Origin of the sequence: Xanthomonas fragariae, from assembly GCF_900183975.1 — a bacterium.
Lineage (GTDB): Bacteria > Pseudomonadota > Gammaproteobacteria > Xanthomonadales > Xanthomonadaceae > Xanthomonas > Xanthomonas fragariae.
Window position 1 is genome coordinate 649,081 of record NZ_LT853882.1, and the last position, 21,027, is coordinate 670,107.

Genomic DNA, 21,027 nt, shown 5'->3' on the forward strand with positions numbered 1-21,027 from the left:
GATTTGCAGCCCGCCAAGGCGCAGTACGCAAAGCTGCGACAGCTGTCATGCGCGCTGGTCAGACTGGTGCGAACTGTGCTCTATACTCCGGCGCTAGCAGAGGTCTTCGACCAACAGCCAGGGGTGAGCGCGTGCGGAATTACGACCTCGAGTTTCTGAAAAAATTCTCGATGGTGATCGGATTATTGATAGTGATCACCCTGGGCCTGATCGCCCTGGCAGCCTATTTGCAACGCGCTGTCCCCGACGAAGTCTCACCCACCGCCGCCAAACGCGTGCAGCAACGCATCGCTCCTGCAGGTGCGGTGTACGCCGGCACCACTGGCGCGTCCGCGCAAGCCGCGGCGCAGGCCGCAGCCTTGGCCAAGACCGCCTCGCAGTCCGCCTACGGTGGCAGCACCGATGGCAAGACTATCTTCGACAACCTGTGCACTGCCTGCCACACCAACGGCGTGGGCAAGGCGCCGACGCTGGACCATGCGCACTGGGACGCGCGTATCGCCCAGGGCAAGGACACTTTGTACAAGCACGCGATCGAAGGCTATAGCGGACCGGACGGCGGCATCATGCCGCCCAAGGGTGGCAATCCGGCGCTGACTGAAGAACAGGTACGTGCCACGGTCGATTGGATGCTGGCCAATCTGAAATAAGCGATCGGTGTGCCAGCCAGCAGTTGCGGATGCCGCGCGCTGGCACGGTCACGGTCGTCAGTGTCATTTGAGCGTTCCGGTTCCTCTGCATGACCACGCCAGCGCCGACCCGCCGGACTGGACGTACTTCCCCGCCGCCTGCACGCTGCGCATCAGCAGTCTCGTTGTGCACCGACTGGTAGCTTTTCACAGCGTTTTGTTAGCTTGTTAAAGCGCTTGGCCGCCATGCGCCACCTTTGGGGGCTGCGCTTGCATGTGATCTACCTCTTTTGGGAGTGTATCGATGTCGCGTTGCTCGCTGGTTGTGCTTTGTGTGATCGGTCTGCTGGCCCCGCTGCTCGGCAGCGCCGACGACGGCGCGCCGCAACGTCTGACGATTGCGGATGTGCAAGGCGAAGACACACGCAGCCCCTACGACGACCGGGTGGTCGAAGTGGAAGGCATCGTCACTGCAGATACGCGCGTCGGTCTGGCTGGCCTGTTCGTTCAGCAACCCGGTTTTGAGCCGAGGCGTTCGCATGGCCTGTTCGTTACCGGTGCAAGTAATGCCGAGGTGGCGGTAGGCGATCGGGTACGCATCGTCGGTGCGGTTCGCGAAGTCTCGGCAGGTGGCGAGGCGAGCCTGACCACGGTGGATGCCAGCAGCATCGAGCGGCTCGCCAGCGGCCAGCCGGTGCCGGTGCGCATGCTCAGCGGGCCGCCGGCCAACTGGGAAGCCCTCGAAGGCGAGCATGTGCGCATCGCCGCGCTCACGCTCAACGGCAGCGACCGTCTGGACACTTACGGCGAGCTGGTCGCTGCCTTCGGTGGACGCTTGTGGCAGCCAAGCGAAGTAGCCGCCGCCGGTACCCCGGCCTTTGCGCAAGTGGACGCCGACAACGCGCGGCGCCGTGTGCTGCTGGACGATGCGCACAACGGCCGCAGCCCCAGGACGGCGCCCTATCTGCCGGCTGATCCGGTGCTGCGCAGCGGCAGCCTGCTCAAGTCGGTGGACGGCATCGTCGATCAGCGCTACGACGGCCAGTACCGCATCCAGATGTTGAATTCGCTGACGCTGCCGGCCATGCCCACAGCGGTGGCGCCGCAGGTCGGTGGCGATCTGCGCATCGCCTCGTTCAATTTGGAAAACTTCTTCAACGGCAATGGCCACGGCGGTGGGTTTCCGACCGAACGCGGTGCGCGCACGCACGAGCAGTTCCAGGCGCAGCTGGCCAAGCTGGTGTCCACCATCGTGCCGTTGCGTGCTGATGTGGTCGCGTTGATGGAGCTGGAAAACGATGGTAACGGCGCCGATGCGGCCGTGGCGCAACTGGTGACCGCGCTCAATGCCTTCGGCGAGGAAAAAGACTGGCGGTTCGTCGACACCGGCAGCGGCCCGGGTAACGACGCGATTCGGGTCGGCATCGTCTATCGCAGCTCGCAGGTCACCCCGGTCGGCCCGCCGGCCACAGTGACCGGCGGGCCGTTCGACAGCCACAGCCGCGTGCCGTTGGCACAGGCGTTTCGAAGCAGCTGCGGCGTCACCTTCGTGGTGGTCGCCAACCATTTCAAGTCCAAGGAGTGCGGCAATGCCAGCGGGGCCGATACCGATCAGCAGGACGGCCAGGCCTGCTGGAACGCCGCCCGCACCGAATCGGCCAAGCGCCTGCACCAATGGTTGCAGACCGACCCCACCGGTGCGCGGACCAAGCTTGCGGTGTTGCTTGGCGACTTCAACGCATATGCGATGGAAACGCCGATGCGCAGCCTGCGGGCCAGCGGCTGGCAGGACGCCTTCGCAGTGGCCGGGGTCAAGCAGCCCTACAGCTATGTTTACTACGGCATGAGCGGGCGGCTGGACCACGCGCTGCTCAGCCCGGCGATGGCCAAACAGCTACGCGGTGCGGTCGAATGGCATATCAATGCCGATGTCATGGGCGATGCCGGCTACGCCAAACGCAACCTGCCCGGGGTGTGGCGCAGTTCCGACCATGACCCGTTGCTGCTGGGCTTTTCGCTTTAGCGCAAGCCGGCAATAGATTTTGAAATAGCGGCATGTGCGCGATGCGCGCCGCCTGAGCGTTCTGGTGCGCTGCCCCGAAAAGTGGCTCTCCCAAGGATGGGCGGTGTTCACCTAGCTCGCGCACCGCTCCGCACGGCCACGCAGTCGCAGATTGACCAGATGCGTGCTGGCCAGCAGCACGCTGCCGGCCACTGTGATCGGTGTTTCCAAGGCGCCGCCGGCCCATCCGCCTGCGCCGATCACCAGGCCCACCAGTCCGAAGATTGCCAGCACCCACACTGGTGCCGGCAGCGCGCGTCGGCGGTGGGTGCTCCACAGCGCATAGCCGCTCAGTGGCACGGCTGCGGTGGCGAACACCACATGCACCCACTCGGCCTGGCTCCAGGCGCCGAACAGCGGTAGCGCGGCGGCCAGCAGTGGCAACGCCAGGCAATGCAGCAGACACAGTCCCGATAAGGCGATGGACGAACTGTCCAGCAGAGAAGCGGGGGCGCGCATCGAGCGTCTCCTGTCGAATGAGCGTTATAGAGTAACACTCCACTTCTCCGAGGCTGCCTGGATGCCCGTATCCACCGCCCCGCGATCCGCGTCTTCCCGTCACCGTGTTGTGCGGCTTTCTCGGCGCGGGCAAGACCGACTTGCTCAATCGCATCCTGCAGAACCGCGACGGCCTGCGCGCGGTAGTGATCGTCAACGACATAAGCGAGGTCAACATCGATGCACAGTTTATGCGCGACGGCGGCGCAGCGTCGCGACGCACTGAAGAGACGCTGGTGGAGTTCAGCAACGGCTGCATCTTCCGCACGCTGCGCGAAGATCTGCTGCAGGAAGTGCGTCGATTGACCGAGCACGGCCGCTACGACTATCTGTTGATCGAATCGACCGACATTGCCGAGCCGATGCCAGCGGCAGCCACTTTTGCGGTGCGCGATGCGGACGGCTTCAGCCTGTCGGATATCGCAGCCGGCTCGACACCATGGTAACGGTGGTGGACGGCAGCGGCTTCCTGACCGATTTCGGCTCGGCCGCTACTGCCGTATCCCGACATCGGTTGGCAGCGGCAGCAGACGCAGTGCTGGACCGCGCCGTTACCGCAATTGCACGAAGTGGGCGAGGCAACCGAATACGCCGCAATGCAGCGGCTGTGGCGCCCGCTGTGGGGCGACCGCCGTCAGGAGCTGGCGGTCATCGGTGTGGACATGGATGGCCCGCGCACCCGTTCCGCATTGGATGCCTGCCTGCTGAGCGACCTGGACCTGCGTCAGGGCCCGGCGCAGTGGCAACTGCTGGACGATCCGTTCCCCCAACGGAAGCGTTGATGGCGTCCTGGATCACGGTGTCGACACCGGCCAGCCTGCAATCAAGATGCAATCGCTACGGACTGTCAAACCTCAACATGGCGTGCGGGACGCGACACCACGTGGATGCGTGTCGCACGCGTCACACGTTGCCGCCGGGCGTCGTGCACGCGCGAGGGCCGATGTTCGGATCTCATATGTAGCCGTTGTCGATCGCCTCTTGATGGGCATCCAGTGCTTTCTCAAAGGACAATTGACGCTCTCTGGCTGTGGTGGGGATGCTGTCCATCAGGCGTGGCGAACCCATTTCTTCCAGCTGGTCGTCGGTGCTTTTAACGATCTGCTCCAACGCAAGCATGTTTTGATAGCCCTGCATCATGCGTTGCAGGCGCTGTACCTGGCGATATGGTGCGTTGCTTTCCTTCAGAGACTCCAGGCGCCGTTCCGCGCGCGCATAGTGTTTCGCCAACTCTTTTTTGTCGAAGGATTTGCGGTTTATCTTCAGTAATTGGTGCCGATTCCGCTGCATGGCGTCATTTTGAACGATGCCCAAGTCGCTGGTCGTGGCTTGCGGTGCGTAGATGTCTTCCATCGGTGCGAGCGCGGCCAGGAGTGCATCGAGCTGACTATCGCGCACCTCGTTGCGCTGAGCGATCAGGGCCGCACGATTATTGAGCATTTTTTGCTCACCTGGAGTTGCCTGGCGTCCCTGCACATACAGGCACTTTTGAATTTCACCGCACTGCTTGTTCATCCCTGCCAGTTTCTGATTCAAGCCACGCAGTGATGGTTGCCGCCCTTGCTGGGGCACTGGAGAAAGCACTGACGATGGCGACGGCTTGGGCGTGATCGCCACGGAATGTAATGTCGGCAGGGTGTGCTGCCGCTCCGGCCGCTGCACTCGCTCACGATCCGCTTTGTTGGGTGTGGGTGCCTGCAATCTTTCATCGACGCGGCCTTGCCGCCCTTGCATCTGCTGCGTGCGACTGGGCGTTGCACTGGGCGAGGTGGGTGCCGTACACGGAGGCGGGCGCTCTACTGATTCGAGTGTTGCAGAGCCCATGCGCCTCAAAGGCAACTGCTTGCGCAGCGATGACAGCGATCTACGCGCTGACGCAAGCATGTCTCGATGCGATTTCGACGCGCCCTGTGCTGCTGCGGACTTGGGAGCGTGAGATAGCGGCTGCTGTGGTGACGCTCTTTGAACCGCCTCTGCCGCGTCGCTTGAGGTGGCGCTGGGCGGTTCCGGGGTGACTCGATGACGGCTGATCGAAAATGAAAATATAGTTGGCAGGCGCATCACACACTCCCATTAGCCTTGGACGCCCATGTTAGCTACTGATGCCGACCCCTTGAGGCGCACCGCGAATTGGTGTCGCGCAAGCCGAACGCTTTATCGTCAGCCCGGACGCATACCCCAAGCGATCGCAGCAATTGCAGGGGCCGCCAGCAATAGCTCCATCCACCCACGGCTGCCGATGCGCTCGGCAAACCCCAGCTTGCCGACGCGCGCTCCCAGGATGACCACGCCCAGACTCATGCCGGCGAAGACGGTTGCCGGGCCAGGCGGCGGCAGCCTCAACAGCACCGAGACGAGGGCAGCGGCAGACAGCGGCAGACAGCAAAATAGTGCATGGGCAATGCAACGCGGCGGCAGGCAGGGCGATGAACGCGGCCGGCGGGACGGCTATTATGAGCGCATGTCCAATCCTCCTTTCCCCACCGAATCCGCTGCGTTGACATTGGATGGGCCCATCGGCCCGCTCGATGTCGCGGTCGATCTGCCTGAGCCGGACGTCGCCGTACAAGCCGTCACCGCTATCATTTGCCATCCGCTCTCCACCGAGGGCGGCAGCATGCATAACAAAGTCGTCACCATGGCCGCGCGCGCGCTGCGCCAGTTGGGCATCACAGTGGTGCGCTTCAATTTCCGCAGTGTCGGCAACTCGGCCGGCGCCTTCGATCATGGCGACGGCGAGCAGGACGACCTGCGTGCCGTCGCGGCATGGGTGCGCAGTCAACGTCCCGGCAACGCATTGTGGTTGGGCGGTTTCAGCTTTGGCGCGTACGTGTCGTTGCGTGCTGCCGGCTCGCTCCAACCGCAGGCGCTGATTTCGATCGCACCGCCGGCCGGGCTCTGGGATTTCAGCAGTATGCAGCCGCCTGCACAGTGGTTGGTGATTCAGGGCGATGCCGACGAAATCGTCGACCCGCAGGCGGTTTACGACTGGTTGGATACATTGGAGCAGCAACCCGAGCTGGTGCGCATGCCCGACACCAGCCACTTCTTCCACCGCAAATTGATCGACCTGCGCGGTGCGATCCAGCATGGTGTCCGGCGCTGGTTGCCGGCCGCAGTCTGACCGCGGCACGGCCCACGCGTATCGCCCAGCGATGCGCCGTTGAGCGGGCAAGGCAGCAGCCGGCCCGCGGAGAAAGATGATGCGTGAGATGACCCCGTCGCAGCGCTACGCCGCCGGCGTAGAACGCGGCGACTGGCGCGCCGACCCTGCACAGCAGGCGGCCTTGGCGGAACTGGGCCGTATTCACGAGGCGCTGGTGGACTGCGCGCAGGACGGCTGGCTGGATCGGCTGTCCGCATTCTGGAAAAACCCCGAGCCGGTGCGCGGCCTGTACTTCTGGGGTGGAGTAGGGCGCGGCAAGACCTTTCTGGTCGACCTGTTCTACGACGGTTTGCCAATCAAGCAGAAATACCGCACGCACTTCCATCGTTTCATGCGCGGCGTGCACGAGCAGTTGCGCCAGCATGCCGGGCAAAGCGACCCGCTGGCCAGGATCGCGCACCAATGGCGCGAAAATCTGCGCGTGCTGGTGCTGGACGAATTTTTCGTCACCGATATTGGTGATGCGATGTTGCTGGCTCGCTTGCTCGAACGCCTGTTCGCCGAAGGCGTGACCTTGGTGACTACTTCCAACACCGCGCCGGAAAATCTTTACGCCAATGGCTTGCAGCGCGAAAGCTTCATGCCGGCGATCGGTTTGCTGCAGAAGTTCTGCGTGGAACTTTACGCGGAAGGCACCGAAGATTATCGCATGCGTGCATTGACGCGCTCGCCGGTGTATCGCACGCCATTGGATGCGCATTCCGATGCATGGCTTGCGCAGCGTTGGAGCGAACTGAGCGGAAATTCCGAGGCACGCGGCGGCAATATCGAAATCGAGTCGCGCAAAATTGCGGTACGCGCACGCGGCAAAAGCATCGTCTGGTTCGATTTTGCCGCGCTCTGCGAAGGCCCTCGCGGCCCAGGCGATTACATCGAGATCGCGCGCGAATTCACCACCGTGTTGCTGGGCGGCATTGCGCACTTTGATCGCATGAACGAGGATGCCGCGCGCCGCTTCGTCAATTTGATCGACGAGCTGTACGACCGACACGTCAACCTTGTCTGCACCGCGCAGGATACCTCGCCCACCTTGTACAGCGGCCAGCGCCTGGCTGGCGCTTTCGAGCGCACCGCGTCGCGTTTGATCGAAATGCAGAGTGTGGAATATCTCGCCGCTGCGCATCGACCGTGAACGTGCACGCGCGCCCCGGCCCAATTGGCATGTACCACTCGTACACTGCGGTTATTCCGCGCCGTCCGCTCCCATCTGGCGACTGCTCGCTACGCTTTGTTGGCCACTCTTAACATCGTCGACAATTCAACTACACTACGCGCTGACCGCGCTTACCCTGGAGAACCACCGTGGCCTCACCCGAAAAAGTCCTCTACACCGCCCACGCCACTGCAACCGGCGGCCGCGAAGGCCGTGCCGTGTCCTCGGACAAGGCGCTGGACGTCAAGCTGTCCACCCCGCGCGAGCTGGGCGGCGCTGGCGGCGACGGTACCAACCCGGAGCAGCTGTTCGCTGCCGGCTATTCGGCCTGCTTCATTGGCGCGATGAAAGCCGTAGCGGCGCAGGACAAGCTGAAGCTGCCGGGCGAAATCAGTATCGATGGCAGCGTCGGTATCGGCCAGATTCCGGGCGGTTTCGGCATCGCTGTGGAACTGCGCATCGCCGTGCCGGGCATGGATCAGGCCGAACTTCAGGCGCTGGTCGACAAGGCCCACCAGGTCTGCCCGTATTCCAATGCAACGCGCGGCAATATCGACGTTACTCTCACCCTGGCCTGATCGATGCCAGTGCGCCATGCGTAGTGCGCATGGCGGTGTCAGCAGCGGCCCGGCGCATGCGTCGGGCCGCATGCGTTCAAGCAGGTGCCGCTTCTTCCACATCGATGCGCGGCACACTGGCTTGGTGGCGGTGCACAGTTCATCGGCGTTGTCTGGAATCTTCCGCGCATGAGTGCGCCGCGTTCTACGCTGTTGCCGCTAACTGGGTTGCTGAACGATGCCGCGTTGTGGCTGCGCAGCGCGAAGCGTTGGCCGGGTTTTCCTTCGGCGGCTAACTCGCTCAGGAAATCCTGCGTATCGCGCCCGAGCGTGTGGAGCGGCTCGCCTTGCCGGATACCTGCGCGCGTGCCGATTCGCCCGAACGCCTCGCGAAGGAGGCCAGCATGCCGCGGCGCAAGCACCTTCCACCGATTCGGCGAGCGTTCGATGCACCACTACGTGCATCCCTTGCGTTGGCGAGACGAAGCGTTGCTCTGGAGCGTGTGCGCGGCATCGCGCAGGGCCCTACAAGCCGCCACGGGCAGAAAGTCGGGGTGCCGAACGTGCAACCCGACAAGCAGTCGCTACAAAGCGTGAACCGGGTCGTGCATCGACACACTGATATCCTCCGCACCGCTGGCTCACTTGATTCTCACCGCGTATGGTGCGAATTATGTTGCACAGCAGCATCGGAGCTCCGCAATGCTCGACTCACGCATCGAAAAGGTTGATCTGGCGCTCTCCGAGATCGCCCAGGACCCATCGGAAAAGGTGGCGCTGTGGCAGTGGGCGTGCCGCGAGATGCTGCATGAGACGCTGATCGGCATGCACCAGCTCTCGCACCTGGCCGGCATCGCCCGCCATGTCGCCAACGACTGGCGCGCACCGGTGGATGTCATCGCACCGAAAAAGCCCTATTTGGCCGCATCGGCACTGGCCGACCGTCGCCTGCCGCAGGTGCTTGATGGCCTGGGCAGCACCCATGACGACAACGACCGCGCCAACTTGTGGCGGCTGCGCTATGCCAGCCTGATCGCCGCTACGCTGCAAGGCATGCAGGCACTAGCCGAGAAGCACCGCATCGACCGTCAGGTGATGGCGATCGATCAGTTGAACTAAGAATGGCTAACAAAACGTAGTGCGCAGTCGTCACGTGGGCGTAGTCGGCAAAATCCCAGCCGCCCAGATGGCCTTCGGCATGGACATCGCGCCAATAGGCGATCTCTGCGTCGAGATTGACCACGCGGCGGGTCAAGGCAGATGCGGTTTGCATGGGTAGAACTGCGTTGTCGAGACTAACCCCCTGTGCCGGCACCGTAGCAGTGCCGGCACAGGCAACAAGCACGCGATGACGGGCGGTCGTTACGCGCTGGTTGTGCGCGCACCGGGTGGCGCCGATGCGTACGTCAACTGAGTGCTCAGTCCCAGTCGGGTGCGATGGTCTGCGGGTTGGCCAGGCGTCGCCCGCGGTCGAGTGCGGCGATTTCGCTCATGTCCTGTTCGCTTAGCTGCAGCGTCAGCGCCTTGAGGTTGCTTTCAAGGTTCTCGCGCTTGGTCGAGGACGGAATCACCGAATAGCCCTGCTGCAATGCCCAGGCCAGCGTGACCTGTGCCGGCGTGGCAGCGTGACGCGCGGCGATTGCCTGGATGACTGGGTCTTGGAGCACTTCGCCAACCGCAAGCGTCATGTACGAGGTGACATGGATGCCTTGCTCGTGCAGGAAGGCGATCAACGCACGATTCTGCAGATACGGATGCACTTCGATCTGGTTGGTGGCGATGGCGTCGGCGCCTAGGATCTCGATGGCCTGCCTGGTCAGCGCGATGGTGAAATTGGATACGCCGATCGCACGGGTCAGGCCCTGCTGCCTGGCCTGCGCCAGCGCTGCCAGATACTCGCGCATCGGCACCTGATCTTTTGGCGACGGCCAGTGGATCAGGGTCAGATCGACATGGTCGGTGCCCAGCTTGCGCAGGCTCTCCTGCAGGCTCGGCAGCAAGGCATCGCGGTCGAACTTTTCGACCCAGATCTTGGTGGTCAGATACAGCTGATCGCGTGGCACGCCGGAGGTCGCGATCGCCTGGCCGACCTGTTCTTCGTTGTCGTAGATCTGCGCGGTATCGACCGCACGATAGCCCAGCTCCAGTGCGTTGCGTACCGAGTCGATGACGACCTGGTCTTTGAGACGAAAGGTGCCTAAGCCAAATGCGGGGACAGTCATGTTGTTCCTTTGGTAACGTGTCTGGGGAATGGGGATTGGTAAACGTGCAAGTTGTGCGTTGCGCTGCGAGTTGATTCAGTCGAGTGCGACAACGGCTTTGCCGAAGTTTTCGCCGCGTAGCAGGCTGATCAAACCTTGCGGGGCGCTGTCCAGGCCGTGTAGGACATGCTCGCGATACTGGATGCGGTCTTCGCGCAGCCATTGGCCCATTTCGCGCAGGAAGGCCGGCATCAGGCGGATGAAGTCGTGCTGGATGAAGCCGCGCACGGTCAGGCGTTTACGCAAGACCTGTCCCATGAAATCTGGCAAGTGATCCGGCCCCGGCAGCTGCTGGCCGCGACTGTTGTAGGTGGCAACCATGCCGCAGACCGGTACGCGCGCAAACGCATTCAACTGTGGAAATACCGCGTCGAACACCTTGCCACCGACATTTTCAAAATAGATGTCGATGCCGTCCGGTGTGGCGACGCGCAACTGTTCGGCGAAGTCGTCGGCGCGATGGTCCAGTGCCACCTCCACGCGCAACGTATCGCGCAGGTAATGCACCTTTTCTTCGCCACCGGCAATGGCGACCACGCGCAAACCTTGCAGGCGCGCAAGCTGCGCCACGGTGGCGCCGACCGGCCCGGTGGCGGCCGCAACCACCAACGTTTCGCCTGCCTGCGGTTTGCCGATTTCGTGCAGGCCCGCGTACGCGGTAAAGCCGGGCATGCCGTACACACCCAGCGCAGTGCTCAGCGGCAAGGTGTCGTCCTTGGGCAGCTTGCGCAACGGCGTTGTCGGTGTCAGCAGGCTATGCGTTTGCCAGCCGCCTGGCAGCACCAATAGATCGCCGGGGTGATAGTCGGGGTGATGCGATTGGAGCACCTCGCCGACGGTGCCGCCTTCCATCACCGCATCGATCTGGACCGGTGCGGCGTAGGACGGGCCTTCGTTCATGCGTCCACGCATGTACGGATCCAGCGACAGGAAGCGATTGCGCACCAGGATCTGGTCGTGGCCGGTGGGTGGTACGGCGACGTCTTCGCTGCGGAAGTTGTCTGCGCCGGGTTCGCCGTGCGGGCGCGAGGCCAGCACGATGCGCCGGTTGGGGATTGATGTCATGTGGAACTCCTCGCAAATAGGCCGCGCGTGTGCGGTCGAGAGAGCACAGCCGCGAGGGCGACTGCGCGAGGGAAGTGCCGGAAGAAGCTCGGCAGGTGTGGCGCGACCTTCCTACGTGCTGCGTCCAGTCGCCTCAGGCGGCTCCGTCGCGCTTGCGCCATCCAGCTGCGCAATCTGATCGGCGCCCAGCGACACGCGTGCGGCGGCCAGAACGTCATGCAGTTGGGGCACGCTGGTGGCACTGACGATCGGCGCGGTCAGGCCCGGGCGTGCGATCAGCCAGGCCAGAGCAACCTGCGCCGGCGTGGCGTTGTGCGTCGCGGCCAGATCATCCAGGGCCTGGAGAATGCGCAACCCACGCGGATTGACGTATTGCTTGACCACCGACGCACCGCGCGCGCTGCTCTTGCCGGCATCGTCGGCACTGCGGTATTTGCCAGTGAGAAAGCCGCTGGCCAGCGAGTAATAACTGAGCACGCCCAACTCGCGTTCGCGCACCAGCGGCTCCAGCTCAGCTTCGTACCCGGCGCGATCGTAGAGGTTGTATTCGGGCTGCAAGCTCTCGTAGCGCGGCAGCTTGTAGTGCTCGGAAATATCCAGCGCATCGCGCAGACGCGCGGCGGTGTAGTTGGAGGCGCCAATCGCACGCACTTTGCCTTGCTCGATCAATCGACCGAATGCAGCCAGCGTGGCTTCCAGCGGAACCGATTCGTCGTCCTCGTGCGCCTGATACAGATCGATCACATCGCTCTGCAGACGGGTGAGCGAATCTTCCACTGCTGCGGCGATATTCTCCGGCGACAGGCCCGGATGCTCGCTCCACTTGGCCACCTTGGTGGCGATCAGCACCTTGTCACGTTTGCCGCTACTTGCAAGCCAGCGCCCGATGATGGTTTCCGATTCGCCGCCGCGATTGCCGGGCACCCAACCGGAATACACATCGGCGGTATCGATCAGATTGAAGCCGGCATCGACGAAGCCATCAAGCAACGCGAACGAGGTTGCTTCATCGGCGCTCCAGCCAAACACATTGCCACCGAACACGATCGGTTGAATCTGCAGGCCGGAGCGGCCTAGCGCGCGGGACTGAATCATCACGGATGCTCCTGATTCGAACTGGCCACAGGATAGTCATGCGCACCGATGTTGCGTGTGACACCGATGTAGGTTCAGCGTTCCGCCGATCATGCGCATCGGCTCACAGGACTTGAACATGTCGATCACCAGGCGCAGTGCAATGCGGCCTATGCAGCAACGCTTCGGGCACATGGCGGGCTCCGGATCGCATGCTAGGCTCGCGCTACTTTTTCCCGGAAGAGGGCGCTGCGATGATCCGCAACAAGCTGGCCTGTGCGTGTGTGATGAGTGTGGTGGTGGCGATGAGTGCGCCGTTGGCGATGGCGATGAAGCCGGCCGATAGCGCCACCTTGCCGGCGCCCGATGCCGCGCTGCAGGCGGCCATCAATGGCAACTGGCGCGATCGGGTATACGTGCAGCGCGATGTTTATCGCCACCCCGGCCAGACGCTGGCGTTCTTCGGCATCAAGCCGACCCAGACCGTTATCGAGATCACCCCAGGCGGTGGCTGGTATTCGGAAATCCTTGCGCCGTATCTGCGCGAGAAGGGCAAGTACGTGGCGGCAGTGGTCGACCCGGCGTCGGCGCCGGAAGGCCGCAGCCGCGACGGTGCGCAACGTGCGCGTGACGAGCTGGAAAAGAAGTTCCAGGCCAAGCCGCAGCTCTACGGCAAGCCCTCGTTCGTATCGTACGTGCCCAAGGCGCCATCGTTCGGTGTGGACAATTCGGCCGATCTGGTGCTGACGTTCCGCAACGTGCACAACTGGCGCATGGCCAGCAATGCCGAGGCGATGTTCGCCGGCTTCTACAAAGTGCTCAAGCCCGGTGGCGTGCTCGGTGTGGTCGAGCATCGCGCCAAGACCGATGTGCCGGCCGACGACAAGAGCGGCTATGTGGGGCAGGCACAGTTGATCGCGATGGCCGAAGCTGCCGGTTTCACTCTAGCCGGCAAGAGCGAGGTCAACGCCAACCCGCGCGATACCAAGGATTACCCTGGCGGCGTGTGGACGTTGCCGCCGAGCAACAACCACCAAGCCGCCGACGATGCCAAGTACAAGGCGATCGGCGAGAGCGACCGCATGACCTTGAAGTTCGTCAAGCAGTGATGACAGGACTGCATGCCGGCGCGTAGAACTTGTCCGGCATGCAGGTATCGGCGGTGCGCTGTCGTGGTCGATGGTGGTGTCGCGCGGTGCAAAGGTGACGTGGACGCAGTGGCTGCGCCGGTTTTGCACGCGCATTCTTCTGCACTGTTCACTGTTCACTGTTCACCCACTTCGACCACTCGCACGACGCCAAGCGCGAGCATCGTGTTGGGGCAGCAAGCTTGCGCAACAGGATTCGGATGTTGGTGTTGTTGAACAAACCCTACGGCGTGCTGTCGCAATTCAGCGACCGCACGCAACCGCCCAAACGCACGCTGGCCGAATTTGGTCTGCCGGCCGATGTGTATGCGGCGGGCCGTCTGGATCACGACAGCGAAGGTTTGCTGCTACTGACCGATGACGGTGCATTGGCGCATCGCTTGACCGACCCACGCTACAAGCAGCCCAAGACCTATTGGGTACAGGTGGAAGGCGAGCCGGATCCGGCGCAACTGCAGGCATTGCGCGATGGCGTGGCGCTCAATGATGGCCCGACCCGTCCGGCCAAGGTGCGCAGGCTCGACCCGGCACCTGACCTATGGCCGCGCGATCCGCCGGTGCGCGTGCGCAAGACCGTGCCCCATGCCTGGCTGGAATTGCAGATCGCCGAAGGCCGCAATCGTCAGGTACGCCGCATGACCGCATCGGTCGGCTTGCCGACCTTGCGGCTGGTGCGCGTGGCCATCGGCGATTGGAGACTGGACGCGCTTGCGCCTGGTCAATGGCGGACGGAACAAACGCATAGCGCGCGCCCGCGCCGGACGCGACGCTAGTCGTTGCGCATTCGACGAACGCCTCGCCACACAGCAACGCACCGCGACCAAAAGCCGCGGTGCGTGCGTTCCAAAGCAATTGACAGAAACAACGGAGCGAGCAGCACGCCACGCCGCTCATTTGCAATGTCCTTTCAGCCGCACGCAATCTCAATAATCAAAGCTCACACTCACTCGCAACGACCGTGGCGCCTGCTGCACATTGACCACTCCGTACAGCGGATTGGGTCGCCCGGGAGCGCGTTCCGAATAGAGGGTCGGCAGGGAATCATTAGTCGTCCCTGAAAAATCCCCTTCAAGCGCCAAGTGCCGTCGGTGACAGCGGCACGGCACTCAAGGATGACCGTCCCATCGCCCGCATCCAGGCACGCAAAAACGCGATCCAGCGCAGCAGCCAGCGCAGGTTGTAGCCGGCCGCGCAGCCGAGCACGTGCAGCGCATCGCCTTGGGCACCTTTCAGCCTGCAGCGACGCAACCTGCAGTCGTCTTTCAGATGTCCGATCACCGGCTCCACCGCCTGCATCGCATGCGCGGCGTTGATGGTGTGCGCCAGCAGCTCTTCCATCCCGGCCTCACCCAGGCGCTGCCGCCAGCGCGTCAGCGAGCTGGCATCGCACGGCAAGCGCGTCTGGAACACGACCTCGCCAGTGAAGAACTGCCAGTACGGATTCTCCAGCCAACGCTCGCACACCGCTTCATCGGACAGGTCGTAGGCGTGTTTGAGGTAGAGCAAACCGGCAATCAGCCGCACCGGCAATGCCGGCCGACCGCCACCGGCCTGGGTGGCCGGCAAGCGCGATGAAAGTGCTTGCTCCAACGCCGCCCACGGCATCCGTTGGCTCAGCCGCGCCAGCGGATGACGCAGATCGATCTGGTTCTCCAGCCGCGAACGAAACAACTCATCGGCAGGCATCTCTTCGGCAGCAGGACGGCGTGTACGCATGGGCGGAAATTGCAAGAAACCAGCCTTCAGCGTAGCGAACACTGGTAGTTCTGGCACGCCGGTGCAGACATCAAGGCCTTGCGGTCGTTGGGTGGTTGGGGTTTTTCAGGGGCGACTCTTGAAGACGTTCCGAGCGGGCTGAATGGCGCACCGGTGATCATGGCCAGATTGGCCGACAGCAGCCACTGCGGCGTGATCTGGTCATAGCCGTACAAGTTGAGCTGACGGGTGTGATCGTTACTCTGCGGGCCGTTTGTATGTTCTCGACCAGGGTGAAGGTGTTGGCCTTGCCGGGATTGATCAGCCAGCAGCTGACCGGATTGCTCGCTTTGGTAACGTTGTCGTCCAGCGCAGCGGACTTGGCCAACACTGCGTCGATGTCGCAGTAATCGTCCACGCCGCTACGCAGCAATCGCTAGGTTGCCCTGGCGCCGTAGATGCAGCTGTCACCGAGCGTCCTGGGAAAGCCCAGGATGAGTTGGTCCTGGAACGAAGGTTTGATGCCGGAGGCTGCGACCGTCTTGGGAACGGGCAGCACGCTGTAGTCGTTATTGGACGACACCGGCTTAGAGTGGCTAACAAAACTACATCAAGCCGCTTGCAGTCATGGACGTTGGCCCCGGTCACGACGAGCGACAACCGGACGCTACGGCCGTTCACCAGCAGGTGGCGCTTGCTGCCTTTTTTCACTGATCCGTCGCGTTGGGTCCCATGGCATCCTGTGCCAGCGGCGCCTTCTGCACCCCACAAACGACAACGCCACGGCACAGGGCCGTGGCGTTGAGGAATTGCTTGGAGGCAGGGTTTATTCGATGCCGTCGCTTGGGGTCACTGCGCCGCGACGCTGGTAGGCCGCACGACGTGCGTTGGCACTGCCGGGGTTTTCGCGGCCAAGGCGGTGCACGTTACCGCCGAGCACCTGTTGATCACGCTGGCGCTTGCGATACACGGCGTAGCCGATCAGGCCCAGGCTTGCGACAGCTGCGGCGACGGTGACGGCCGGGTTGCGCTTGACCAACTTGCTGGCGGCCTTGCCGCCGGAGCGCACGGCACCCAGTGCAGCGCCGGACTTCAACCATTGGCTGGCGCCCGGGCGGAAATGACGCAGGCTACTGCCAGCGTTACGTGCCTGATCGCCGGCATTGGATGCGGCGTGACGCAGGTGGCCGCCGGCATTGCCAGCCAGTTCCAGGGCACGCTCCAGGGCGCGTTCGGTGATGACAGTCAGCTTGCTCATTATAGTCGTTTCCTCTCTGAGTACGTGTTTCGCAGTCTGTGCGGTGGCGCGTATAGGCGGCGTTAGCGGGGTTCGGGTCTGTTTGGCTTGCGGTTAAGAGCGGCGAACAAAACGACTGCGCTCACCGCCAGGCAGGCGGGCGCGGCCGGTGCTCGGAATCGGCATGTACCACGCGCACCCTGCGGTTGCTCCGCGCCGTCCGCGTCCGCACCACCTGACGACTGCTCGCTACGTTTTGTTACCCACACCAAGTTGTGCCGCTGAGCGCCGCTGGGATTGGTACTCGTGGGACACGCGGCGAAGGTGTGGTCTGACTAAAGGAAGAAGGGCGATTACGTCCCGCGCGGCTTGGCTCTATGCGTCGCTGCCGCCGTCCATGGATCATCTGGCCATGGATGTCTGGGGTATCTCCCCTTTATCTCTTTCCTGACGTCCGGATAGGTGTTCGCCCAGAAGCTTTTCAGATCCTGGGTCACCTGCAGCGCACGGCCGCCGGGCGAGAGCAGGTGCAGGGTCAGGGGGATGCGGCCGTCGGCGATGCGAGGGGTTTCGGCCAGGCCGAACAGTTCCTGCAATTTGACTGCCAGCACCGGCGGCAGCGGCTGCGCGGCGTGGTCGACGGCGTAGCTGACCGGCCGTTCCATGCCCGAGGGCACGCTGATGCGGGTGGGTGCGTGGCGGTCGATCAGCTGGCGGCGGTCCCACGGCAATGCGGCCTTGAGCGCTTTGCCCAGGCTGGCTTCGTCCAGTGCATCGAGTCGGGTCTTGCCGACGAAGGCCGGGCGCAGCCAGCTATCGAGCGTTGCCAACAGCGCTGTGTCGGAAAGGTCCGGCAACGCAAGTTCGGGCATCCACACGCGTAGCGACTGCACACGTGCGCGCCATTGGCGCAGGCTATCTGTCCATGGCAAGGCATCCAGACCGAACTGACGCACCGCTTCGGTCAGCGCGTCGGCGGCCTGCGCCGGATCGACGCGGCCGGCCGGGCGGTTGTCGAGCACGATGCGGTCGAAGCTGGATTGCCGGCGCGTGACCAGGGCGCGCTTGTCCGCGTCCCACTGCACGATGTCCTGTTGCACGAAGCGCTCGGGCACGCTGCGGCGCAGATAGTCCTTGTCCACCGGTGCGGCGCGTAGCAGCAGTGCGTCCTTGGCCTCGTAACGTAGCTCGCTGGCGACAAGCCAGGGTTCGCCGCGCAGATCGCTGTGGTCGAACAGCCGCGCGCTGCGGCCGTTGGCGAGCAGGTAGCGCAGTGGGTCGCTGGGATGGCGTGCGGCGATACGGTCGGGGAAGGCATGCGAGAGCAGGTCGCCGAGCGCGTGCGCCTCCACGCTGACCGGCGGGGCGGTGTCGCAACGCAGCCGGCGTCGCCATTGTTTGGCGGCACTGTCGATGATGGCCAGGGCGCCGCGGTTGGCATCGTGTGCATTGCGGCCTTGCCGAAACGCTGCCAGCGCACGCCAGCGCGCGGCCAGTCCGTCGCCACCGTGACGTAGCGGGTCGCGTGCTTCCAGCAAGGCGGCCAGGTCGCAGGCCAGCGCCACGCGTGCTGCATCGCCGGCCTGCGCCAGCATCGCGGCCAGGCGCGGATGGGTGCCCAGCGCGAGCATGCGCCGGCCCAGCGCGGTGATGCCGCCGTTGTCGGTGAGCGCGCCCAGCCGCTGCAGTAATTCGTGTGCGGCGGCCAACGCGCCGCTCGGTGGCGTATCGACAAAACGCAGCGCGGTGCTGCCCCAGGCAGCCAGTTCCAGCGCCAGGCCGGCCAATTCCACCTGGGTGATTTCGGCACGTCGCTGCGGTTCCAGCCGCTGCGATTGCGGCCATAGCCGGTAGGCCCAGCCGCTGGCCATCCGTCCGGCGCGGCCGGCGCGCTGGTCGGCCGAGGCTTGCGCAATGGTGGTGACGTCCAGCCGCGAAAAACCGCTATTAGGGTCGTAATGCGGCTCGCGCGCCAGCCCGCTGTCGATGACTACGCGCACGCCGGGCAGGGTGACTGACGACTCGGCGACGTTGGTCGCCAGCACCACGCGGCGGCGCCCCTGCGGGTCGGGCTGCAGCACCTGGCTTTGCGCCTCGACCGACAGCTCGCCATGCAGCGGCAGCACCTGCACCTCCGAGTCCAGCACCTCGTGCAGCGCGCTGTGCACGCGCGCGATCTCGCGTTGGCCGGGCAGAAACACCAGAATATCGCCCGGATGCGTGGACAAGGCGTGTTCGATCGCGCGGCGCGCCTGCGGTTCCAGCGTTTCGTCGCGGCGTGCAGGAAAGTGCGCGACTTCCACCGGAAAACTGCGCCCGGCACTGCTCAAGCGCGGTGCGTCGAGGAAGCCGGCCAGCCGCTCGCCATCGAGCGTGGCCGACATCGCCACGATGCGCAGGTCCTCGCGCACCTGCGCCTGGACATCCAGCGCCAGCGCCAAACCGAGGTCGCCGGCCAGATGGCGTTCGTGGAATTCGTCGAACAGCAGCGCGCCAACACTCTCCAGCATCGGGTCGTCCTGGATCAGCCGGGTCAGGATGCCTTCGGTGACCACTTCTATCCGCGTACGTGCAGAGGTCTTGTTCTCGAAGCGAATGCGGTAGCCCACGGTCTCGCCGACCGGCTCGCCGAGCTGGCGTGCCATGAACACGGCCGCGCTGCGGGCTGCCACGCGGCGCGGCTCCAGCATCACAATTTTGCGGCCGGCCAGCCATGAGGCATCCAACAGTGCCAACGGCACCTGGGTGGTCTTGCCGGCGCCGGGCGGGGCTTCCAGCACCAGCCGCGAGTGGTTGGCCAGGGTCTGGCGGATCTGCGGCAGCAGCGCGGAGATGGGGAAGACAACGTCTGTCATGCGCAGCAAGGATACGGATCTGCTGCGGTGGGTGCGATGGACGACTTGCGGTGCTGCCGCATCCGCTGCCAGTCACCGCGGACTGCGGCCAGCGGCTGGGTGCGGCGTGATGGACGGCAAGCAGCGCGAAACAGTCCACGCCTCAGCGAAGCGGTTTTCCGACTTGCGTAATCGCAGCGCCAAAAAAGAAACCTCCACATCGCACTTGTCAGCGCGCACTGCCATCGTGCGTCGCCACCAAACCCACCAAAGACGCTATGAACGACTACGGCTCCTATCGCTACCTTCCTGCAGACGGTTGGTACGCCACGTATCCTCAACCCACCAATGCGCAGGAACCGTCCACCAATGCGCGGGAAGCGCGCGTCTTTCAACGTGTGGCGCTTTGGCGGGTGGCCCCGCATGGAACGATTGTGGGCTTGATCTCGGCACCCGACACCGCCGAGGCGGAGATCGAATCGCAGCTGCTCAGCGCCCCGCGCGGCCAAGGTGTCTATTACGTACACATCAATGATCTGACTGACGAAGATCGCGAACAGATCCGCTGCAAACGCTTCAGCTGATCGCAATCTGCAGCGCTTGCTGAGGGTTGCCGGGTCAGCGTGGTCCGACGACCAGGTCGATGCGGATGGCGCATCGTTCATCCGCACCGGCCAAAAGTCATGCGCTGAGGTGTGTCAACCCGCTTCGCGCATCCGTGCGGTCAGGCCTTTGAGGAAGGCGCGCAGCAGTTGGTCGCCGCAGGGGCGGAAGTTCTTGTGGCCGGGTTGGCGGAACAGCGCGGACAGTTCCGGCTTGGACAGCGGGAAGCCGGCGCTGGCGAAGATGGCGTGCATGTCCACGTCTTTCAGTTCGAAGGCCACGCGCAGTTTCTTCAGCACCAGGTTGTTGCCGACGCGGGTTTCCAGCGGGCGGACAGGCTGGCTTTCGTCGCGGCCGCGGAAGCGCAGCACCAGGCCGTCGAGAAAGCGCGCCAGCATTGCATCGGTGCACGGCTCGAAACCGGGCTCGTTTTCCTTCTTCAACCAGGTCTGTACCTGCGGCTTGTCGAGCGCGAACTCCGGGTCGGCCAGGTGGGTGATCTCCACCACCTTGTCGTCGCTGAGGTCGAGCATGTAGCGGATACTGCGCAGTACATCGTTGTGGATCATGACAATTTCGGTGTCCCGGCCTGTCGCCGGAAAGGCCGCATTCTACGGGGCCAAAGCAGAACGCGGCATGTGGCGAACCGAACCGGTGCGCACCTGACGCCGGTCAGGTGGCCGACAAGACGCAGCGGGCAGCCGTCAGGTGAATGCGGAGGGCGCGCAAGAGGGGCAGGTCGAGCGCGGCCAGCTCCGGTCCTGATTGGTAACGCTTTCAAAGCGCAGCGTGTCGCCAGCGGCGGGGCGGCCAGTGGCGGTACAGCACATGCGTGGATAGCGTGCTCATGCCACCGGCTGAGTCGGTGCGGCCATTGGCCGACGAACTCGGGTTGGTCGTAGGCCAGGTAGCTGTCGACGTAGCCGTCGACGATGGCCTGGCGGTCGTTCAGGAACGGCACTGGTTCCCACAGCAGCGCCAGCTGCCGCGGGCCGATGGTTTGCGGGTCAGCGTGGATGCGCCACAGCCAGTGCTGCGCCTGCGC

At 63.9% G+C, this 21,027-nt stretch carries 18 protein-coding genes, 2 other RNA genes and 6 pseudogenes; 14 read left to right on the plus strand and 12 right to left on the minus strand.

The window, feature by feature from the left end; translation table 11 throughout:
- Positions 1-131 precede the first annotated feature (131 nt).
- Together PD885_RS02890 and PD885_RS02895 are read left to right on the plus strand one after the other, a co-directional pair.
- Positions 132-650 (plus strand): c-type cytochrome, encoded by a 519-nt coding sequence (locus PD885_RS02890; protein ID WP_002802624.1) that lies wholly within the window; start codon positions 132-134, stop codon positions 648-650.
- A gap of 283 nt (positions 651-933) precedes the next feature.
- The gene (locus tag PD885_RS02895; RefSeq protein WP_088056637.1) at positions 934-2,652 is read left to right on the plus strand and encodes an ExeM/NucH family extracellular endonuclease; all 1,719 of its coding nucleotides are present in this window, start codon (positions 934-936) and stop codon (positions 2,650-2,652) included.
- 111 nt (positions 2,653-2,763) lie between these two features.
- On the opposite strand, the gene PD885_RS02900 is transcribed toward PD885_RS02895, so the two are convergent.
- A complete protein-coding gene (locus PD885_RS02900) occupies positions 2,764-3,150 on the minus strand; it encodes a MerC domain-containing protein (protein WP_002802628.1) in 387 nt (128 codons plus the stop codon).
- 53 nt (positions 3,151-3,203) lie between these two features.
- Between PD885_RS02900 and PD885_RS02905 the strand changes: the two are divergent.
- A pseudogene (locus PD885_RS02905) lies at positions 3,204-3,971 on the plus strand (CobW family GTP-binding protein).
- Positions 3,972-4,143: 172 nt separating this feature from the next.
- Here the strand turns inward: PD885_RS02905 and PD885_RS02910 are convergent.
- Both PD885_RS02910 and PD885_RS02915 read right to left on the minus strand, forming a co-directional pair.
- Positions 4,144-4,890, minus strand: coding sequence for a type III secretion protein (locus PD885_RS02910; RefSeq protein ID WP_231895765.1), 747 nt, complete (start codon positions 4,888-4,890; stop codon positions 4,144-4,146).
- A 459-nt stretch (positions 4,891-5,349) separates the two neighbouring features.
- Positions 5,350-5,529: pseudogene (locus PD885_RS02915) on the minus strand (EamA/RhaT family transporter); the annotation flags it as partial.
- Between the two features lie 121 nt (positions 5,530-5,650).
- On the opposite strand from PD885_RS02915, the gene PD885_RS02920 reads away from it, so the two are divergent.
- From PD885_RS02920 to PD885_RS02945, 5 genes are all read left to right on the plus strand, one after another.
- Positions 5,651-6,313 (plus strand): alpha/beta hydrolase, encoded by a 663-nt coding sequence (locus PD885_RS02920; RefSeq protein ID WP_088057096.1) that lies wholly within the window; start codon positions 5,651-5,653, stop codon positions 6,311-6,313.
- A 79-nt stretch (positions 6,314-6,392) separates the two neighbouring features.
- On the plus strand, positions 6,393-7,487 hold the full coding sequence (gene zapE / locus PD885_RS02925) for a cell division protein ZapE (RefSeq protein ID WP_002802646.1): 1,095 nt from the start codon (positions 6,393-6,395) through the stop codon (positions 7,485-7,487).
- A gap of 29 nt (positions 7,488-7,516) precedes the next feature.
- Positions 7,517-7,592, plus strand: a non-coding RNA gene (locus tag PD885_RS02930) — sX9 sRNA.
- A 65-nt stretch (positions 7,593-7,657) separates the two neighbouring features.
- Positions 7,658-8,086, plus strand: a complete 429-nt coding sequence (locus PD885_RS02935) for an organic hydroperoxide resistance protein (protein ID WP_002802649.1) — start codon at positions 7,658-7,660, stop codon at positions 8,084-8,086.
- 681 nt (positions 8,087-8,767) lie between these two features.
- Positions 8,768-9,184, plus strand: a complete 417-nt coding sequence (locus tag PD885_RS02945) for a hypothetical protein (protein WP_002802651.1) — start codon at positions 8,768-8,770, stop codon at positions 9,182-9,184.
- 299 nt (positions 9,185-9,483) lie between these two features.
- On the opposite strand, the gene dkgB is transcribed toward PD885_RS02945, so the two are convergent.
- The 3 genes from dkgB to PD885_RS02960 all read right to left on the minus strand — a co-directional run bounded on the left by dkgB (position 9,484) and on the right by PD885_RS02960 (position 12,486).
- Positions 9,484-10,287, minus strand: coding sequence for a 2,5-didehydrogluconate reductase DkgB (gene dkgB / locus PD885_RS02950; protein ID WP_002802653.1), 804 nt, complete (start codon positions 10,285-10,287; stop codon positions 9,484-9,486).
- Positions 10,288-10,362: 75 nt separating this feature from the next.
- Positions 10,363-11,391: an NADP-dependent oxidoreductase gene (locus tag PD885_RS02955; RefSeq protein ID WP_002802654.1), complete on the minus strand. Its 1,029-nt coding sequence runs from the start codon at positions 11,389-11,391 to the stop codon at positions 10,363-10,365.
- A 111-nt stretch (positions 11,392-11,502) separates the two neighbouring features.
- The gene (locus tag PD885_RS02960; protein ID WP_002802656.1) at positions 11,503-12,486 is read right to left on the minus strand and encodes an aldo/keto reductase; all 984 of its coding nucleotides are present in this window, start codon (positions 12,484-12,486) and stop codon (positions 11,503-11,505) included.
- 233 nt (positions 12,487-12,719) lie between these two features.
- On the opposite strand from PD885_RS02960, the gene PD885_RS02965 reads away from it, so the two are divergent.
- Together PD885_RS02965 and PD885_RS02970 are read left to right on the plus strand one after the other, a co-directional pair.
- Positions 12,720-13,574, plus strand: a complete 855-nt coding sequence (locus PD885_RS02965) for a class I SAM-dependent methyltransferase (RefSeq protein ID WP_002802658.1) — start codon at positions 12,720-12,722, stop codon at positions 13,572-13,574.
- Positions 13,575-13,813: 239 nt separating this feature from the next.
- Positions 13,814-14,386 carry a pseudouridine synthase gene (locus PD885_RS02970; RefSeq protein WP_002802660.1) on the plus strand — a complete coding sequence of 191 codons (573 nt, stop codon included), beginning with the start codon at positions 13,814-13,816 and terminating at the stop codon, positions 14,384-14,386.
- A 335-nt stretch (positions 14,387-14,721) separates the two neighbouring features.
- On the opposite strand, the pseudogene PD885_RS22605 reads toward PD885_RS02970, so the two are convergent.
- Both PD885_RS22605 and PD885_RS02975 read right to left on the minus strand, forming a co-directional pair.
- Positions 14,722-14,907, minus strand: a pseudogene (locus PD885_RS22605) (IS5/IS1182 family transposase); the annotation flags it as partial.
- A pseudogene (locus PD885_RS02975) lies at positions 14,895-15,329 on the minus strand (transposase); the annotation flags it as partial. The pseudogenes PD885_RS02975 and PD885_RS22605, both read right to left, overlap by 13 nt.
- Positions 15,330-15,586: 257 nt before the next feature.
- Here PD885_RS02975 and PD885_RS22890 point away from each other — a divergent pair.
- Entirely contained in the window at positions 15,587-15,718 is a 132-nt protein-coding gene (locus tag PD885_RS22890) for a hypothetical protein (protein WP_302179651.1), read from the plus strand.
- A 178-nt stretch (positions 15,719-15,896) separates the two neighbouring features.
- Here PD885_RS22890 and PD885_RS20375 read toward each other — a convergent pair.
- Positions 15,897-16,066, minus strand: a pseudogene (locus PD885_RS20375) (IS5/IS1182 family transposase); the annotation flags it as partial.
- Positions 16,067-16,134: 68 nt separating this feature from the next.
- On the minus strand, positions 16,135-16,566 hold the full coding sequence (locus tag PD885_RS02985; RefSeq protein ID WP_002802663.1) for a hypothetical protein: 432 nt from the start codon (positions 16,564-16,566) through the stop codon (positions 16,135-16,137).
- Between the two features lie 163 nt (positions 16,567-16,729).
- Between PD885_RS02985 and PD885_RS02990 the strand changes: the two genes are divergently transcribed.
- Positions 16,730-16,810: non-coding RNA, sX9 sRNA (locus PD885_RS02990), on the plus strand.
- A gap of 88 nt (positions 16,811-16,898) precedes the next feature.
- Here PD885_RS02990 and hrpB read toward each other — a convergent pair.
- Positions 16,899-19,400, minus strand: coding sequence for an ATP-dependent helicase HrpB (gene hrpB / locus PD885_RS02995; RefSeq protein WP_002802665.1), 2,502 nt, complete (start codon positions 19,398-19,400; stop codon positions 16,899-16,901).
- A 257-nt stretch (positions 19,401-19,657) separates the two neighbouring features.
- Here hrpB and PD885_RS03000 point away from each other — a divergent pair, with 257 nt between their 5' ends.
- Positions 19,658-19,963, plus strand: a complete 306-nt coding sequence (locus PD885_RS03000; protein WP_002802667.1) for a hypothetical protein — start codon at positions 19,658-19,660, stop codon at positions 19,961-19,963.
- Between the two features lie 114 nt (positions 19,964-20,077).
- Here the strand turns inward: PD885_RS03000 and PD885_RS03005 are convergent, their stop codons facing one another.
- Entirely contained in the window at positions 20,078-20,551 is a 474-nt protein-coding gene (locus PD885_RS03005; RefSeq protein WP_088056640.1) for a YehS family protein, read from the minus strand.
- Between the two features lie 281 nt (positions 20,552-20,832).
- Here PD885_RS03005 and PD885_RS22610 point away from each other — a divergent pair.
- A pseudogene (locus tag PD885_RS22610) lies at positions 20,833-21,027 on the plus strand (hypothetical protein); the annotation flags it as partial.

Bases quoted from the DNA above. Each gene is read 5' to 3' on its own strand.
- PD885_RS02920 (WP_088057096.1), top strand. From the start codon at position 5,651: ATGTCCAATCCTCCTTTCCCCACCGAATCCGCTGCGTTGACATTGGAT.
- PD885_RS02895 (WP_088056637.1), top strand. From the start codon at position 934: ATGTCGCGTTGCTCGCTGGTTGTGCTTTGTGTGATCGGTCTGCTGGCC.
- PD885_RS02985 (WP_002802663.1), bottom strand. From the start codon at position 16,566: ATGAGCAAGCTGACTGTCATCACCGAACGCGCCCTGGAGCGTGCCCTG.
- PD885_RS03000 (WP_002802667.1), top strand. From the start codon at position 19,658: ATGAACGACTACGGCTCCTATCGCTACCTTCCTGCAGACGGTTGGTAC.
- PD885_RS22890 (WP_302179651.1), top strand. From the start codon at position 15,587: ATGTTCTCGACCAGGGTGAAGGTGTTGGCCTTGCCGGGATTGATCAGC.
- PD885_RS02945 (WP_002802651.1), top strand. From the start codon at position 8,768: ATGCTCGACTCACGCATCGAAAAGGTTGATCTGGCGCTCTCCGAGATC.
- zapE (WP_002802646.1), top strand. From the start codon at position 6,393: ATGCGTGAGATGACCCCGTCGCAGCGCTACGCCGCCGGCGTAGAACGC.
- PD885_RS02900 (WP_002802628.1), bottom strand. From the start codon at position 3,150: ATGCGCGCCCCCGCTTCTCTGCTGGACAGTTCGTCCATCGCCTTATCG.
- PD885_RS02955 (WP_002802654.1), bottom strand. From the start codon at position 11,391: ATGACATCAATCCCCAACCGGCGCATCGTGCTGGCCTCGCGCCCGCAC.
- dkgB (WP_002802653.1), bottom strand. From the start codon at position 10,287: ATGACTGTCCCCGCATTTGGCTTAGGCACCTTTCGTCTCAAAGACCAG.
- PD885_RS02965 (WP_002802658.1), top strand. From the start codon at position 12,720: ATGATCCGCAACAAGCTGGCCTGTGCGTGTGTGATGAGTGTGGTGGTG.
- PD885_RS03005 (WP_088056640.1), bottom strand. From the start codon at position 20,551: ATGATCCACAACGATGTACTGCGCAGTATCCGCTACATGCTCGACCTC.
- PD885_RS02970 (WP_002802660.1), top strand. From the start codon at position 13,814: ATGTTGGTGTTGTTGAACAAACCCTACGGCGTGCTGTCGCAATTCAGC.
- hrpB (WP_002802665.1), bottom strand. From the start codon at position 19,400: ATGACAGACGTTGTCTTCCCCATCTCCGCGCTGCTGCCGCAGATCCGC.
- PD885_RS02960 (WP_002802656.1), bottom strand. From the start codon at position 12,486: ATGATTCAGTCCCGCGCGCTAGGCCGCTCCGGCCTGCAGATTCAACCG.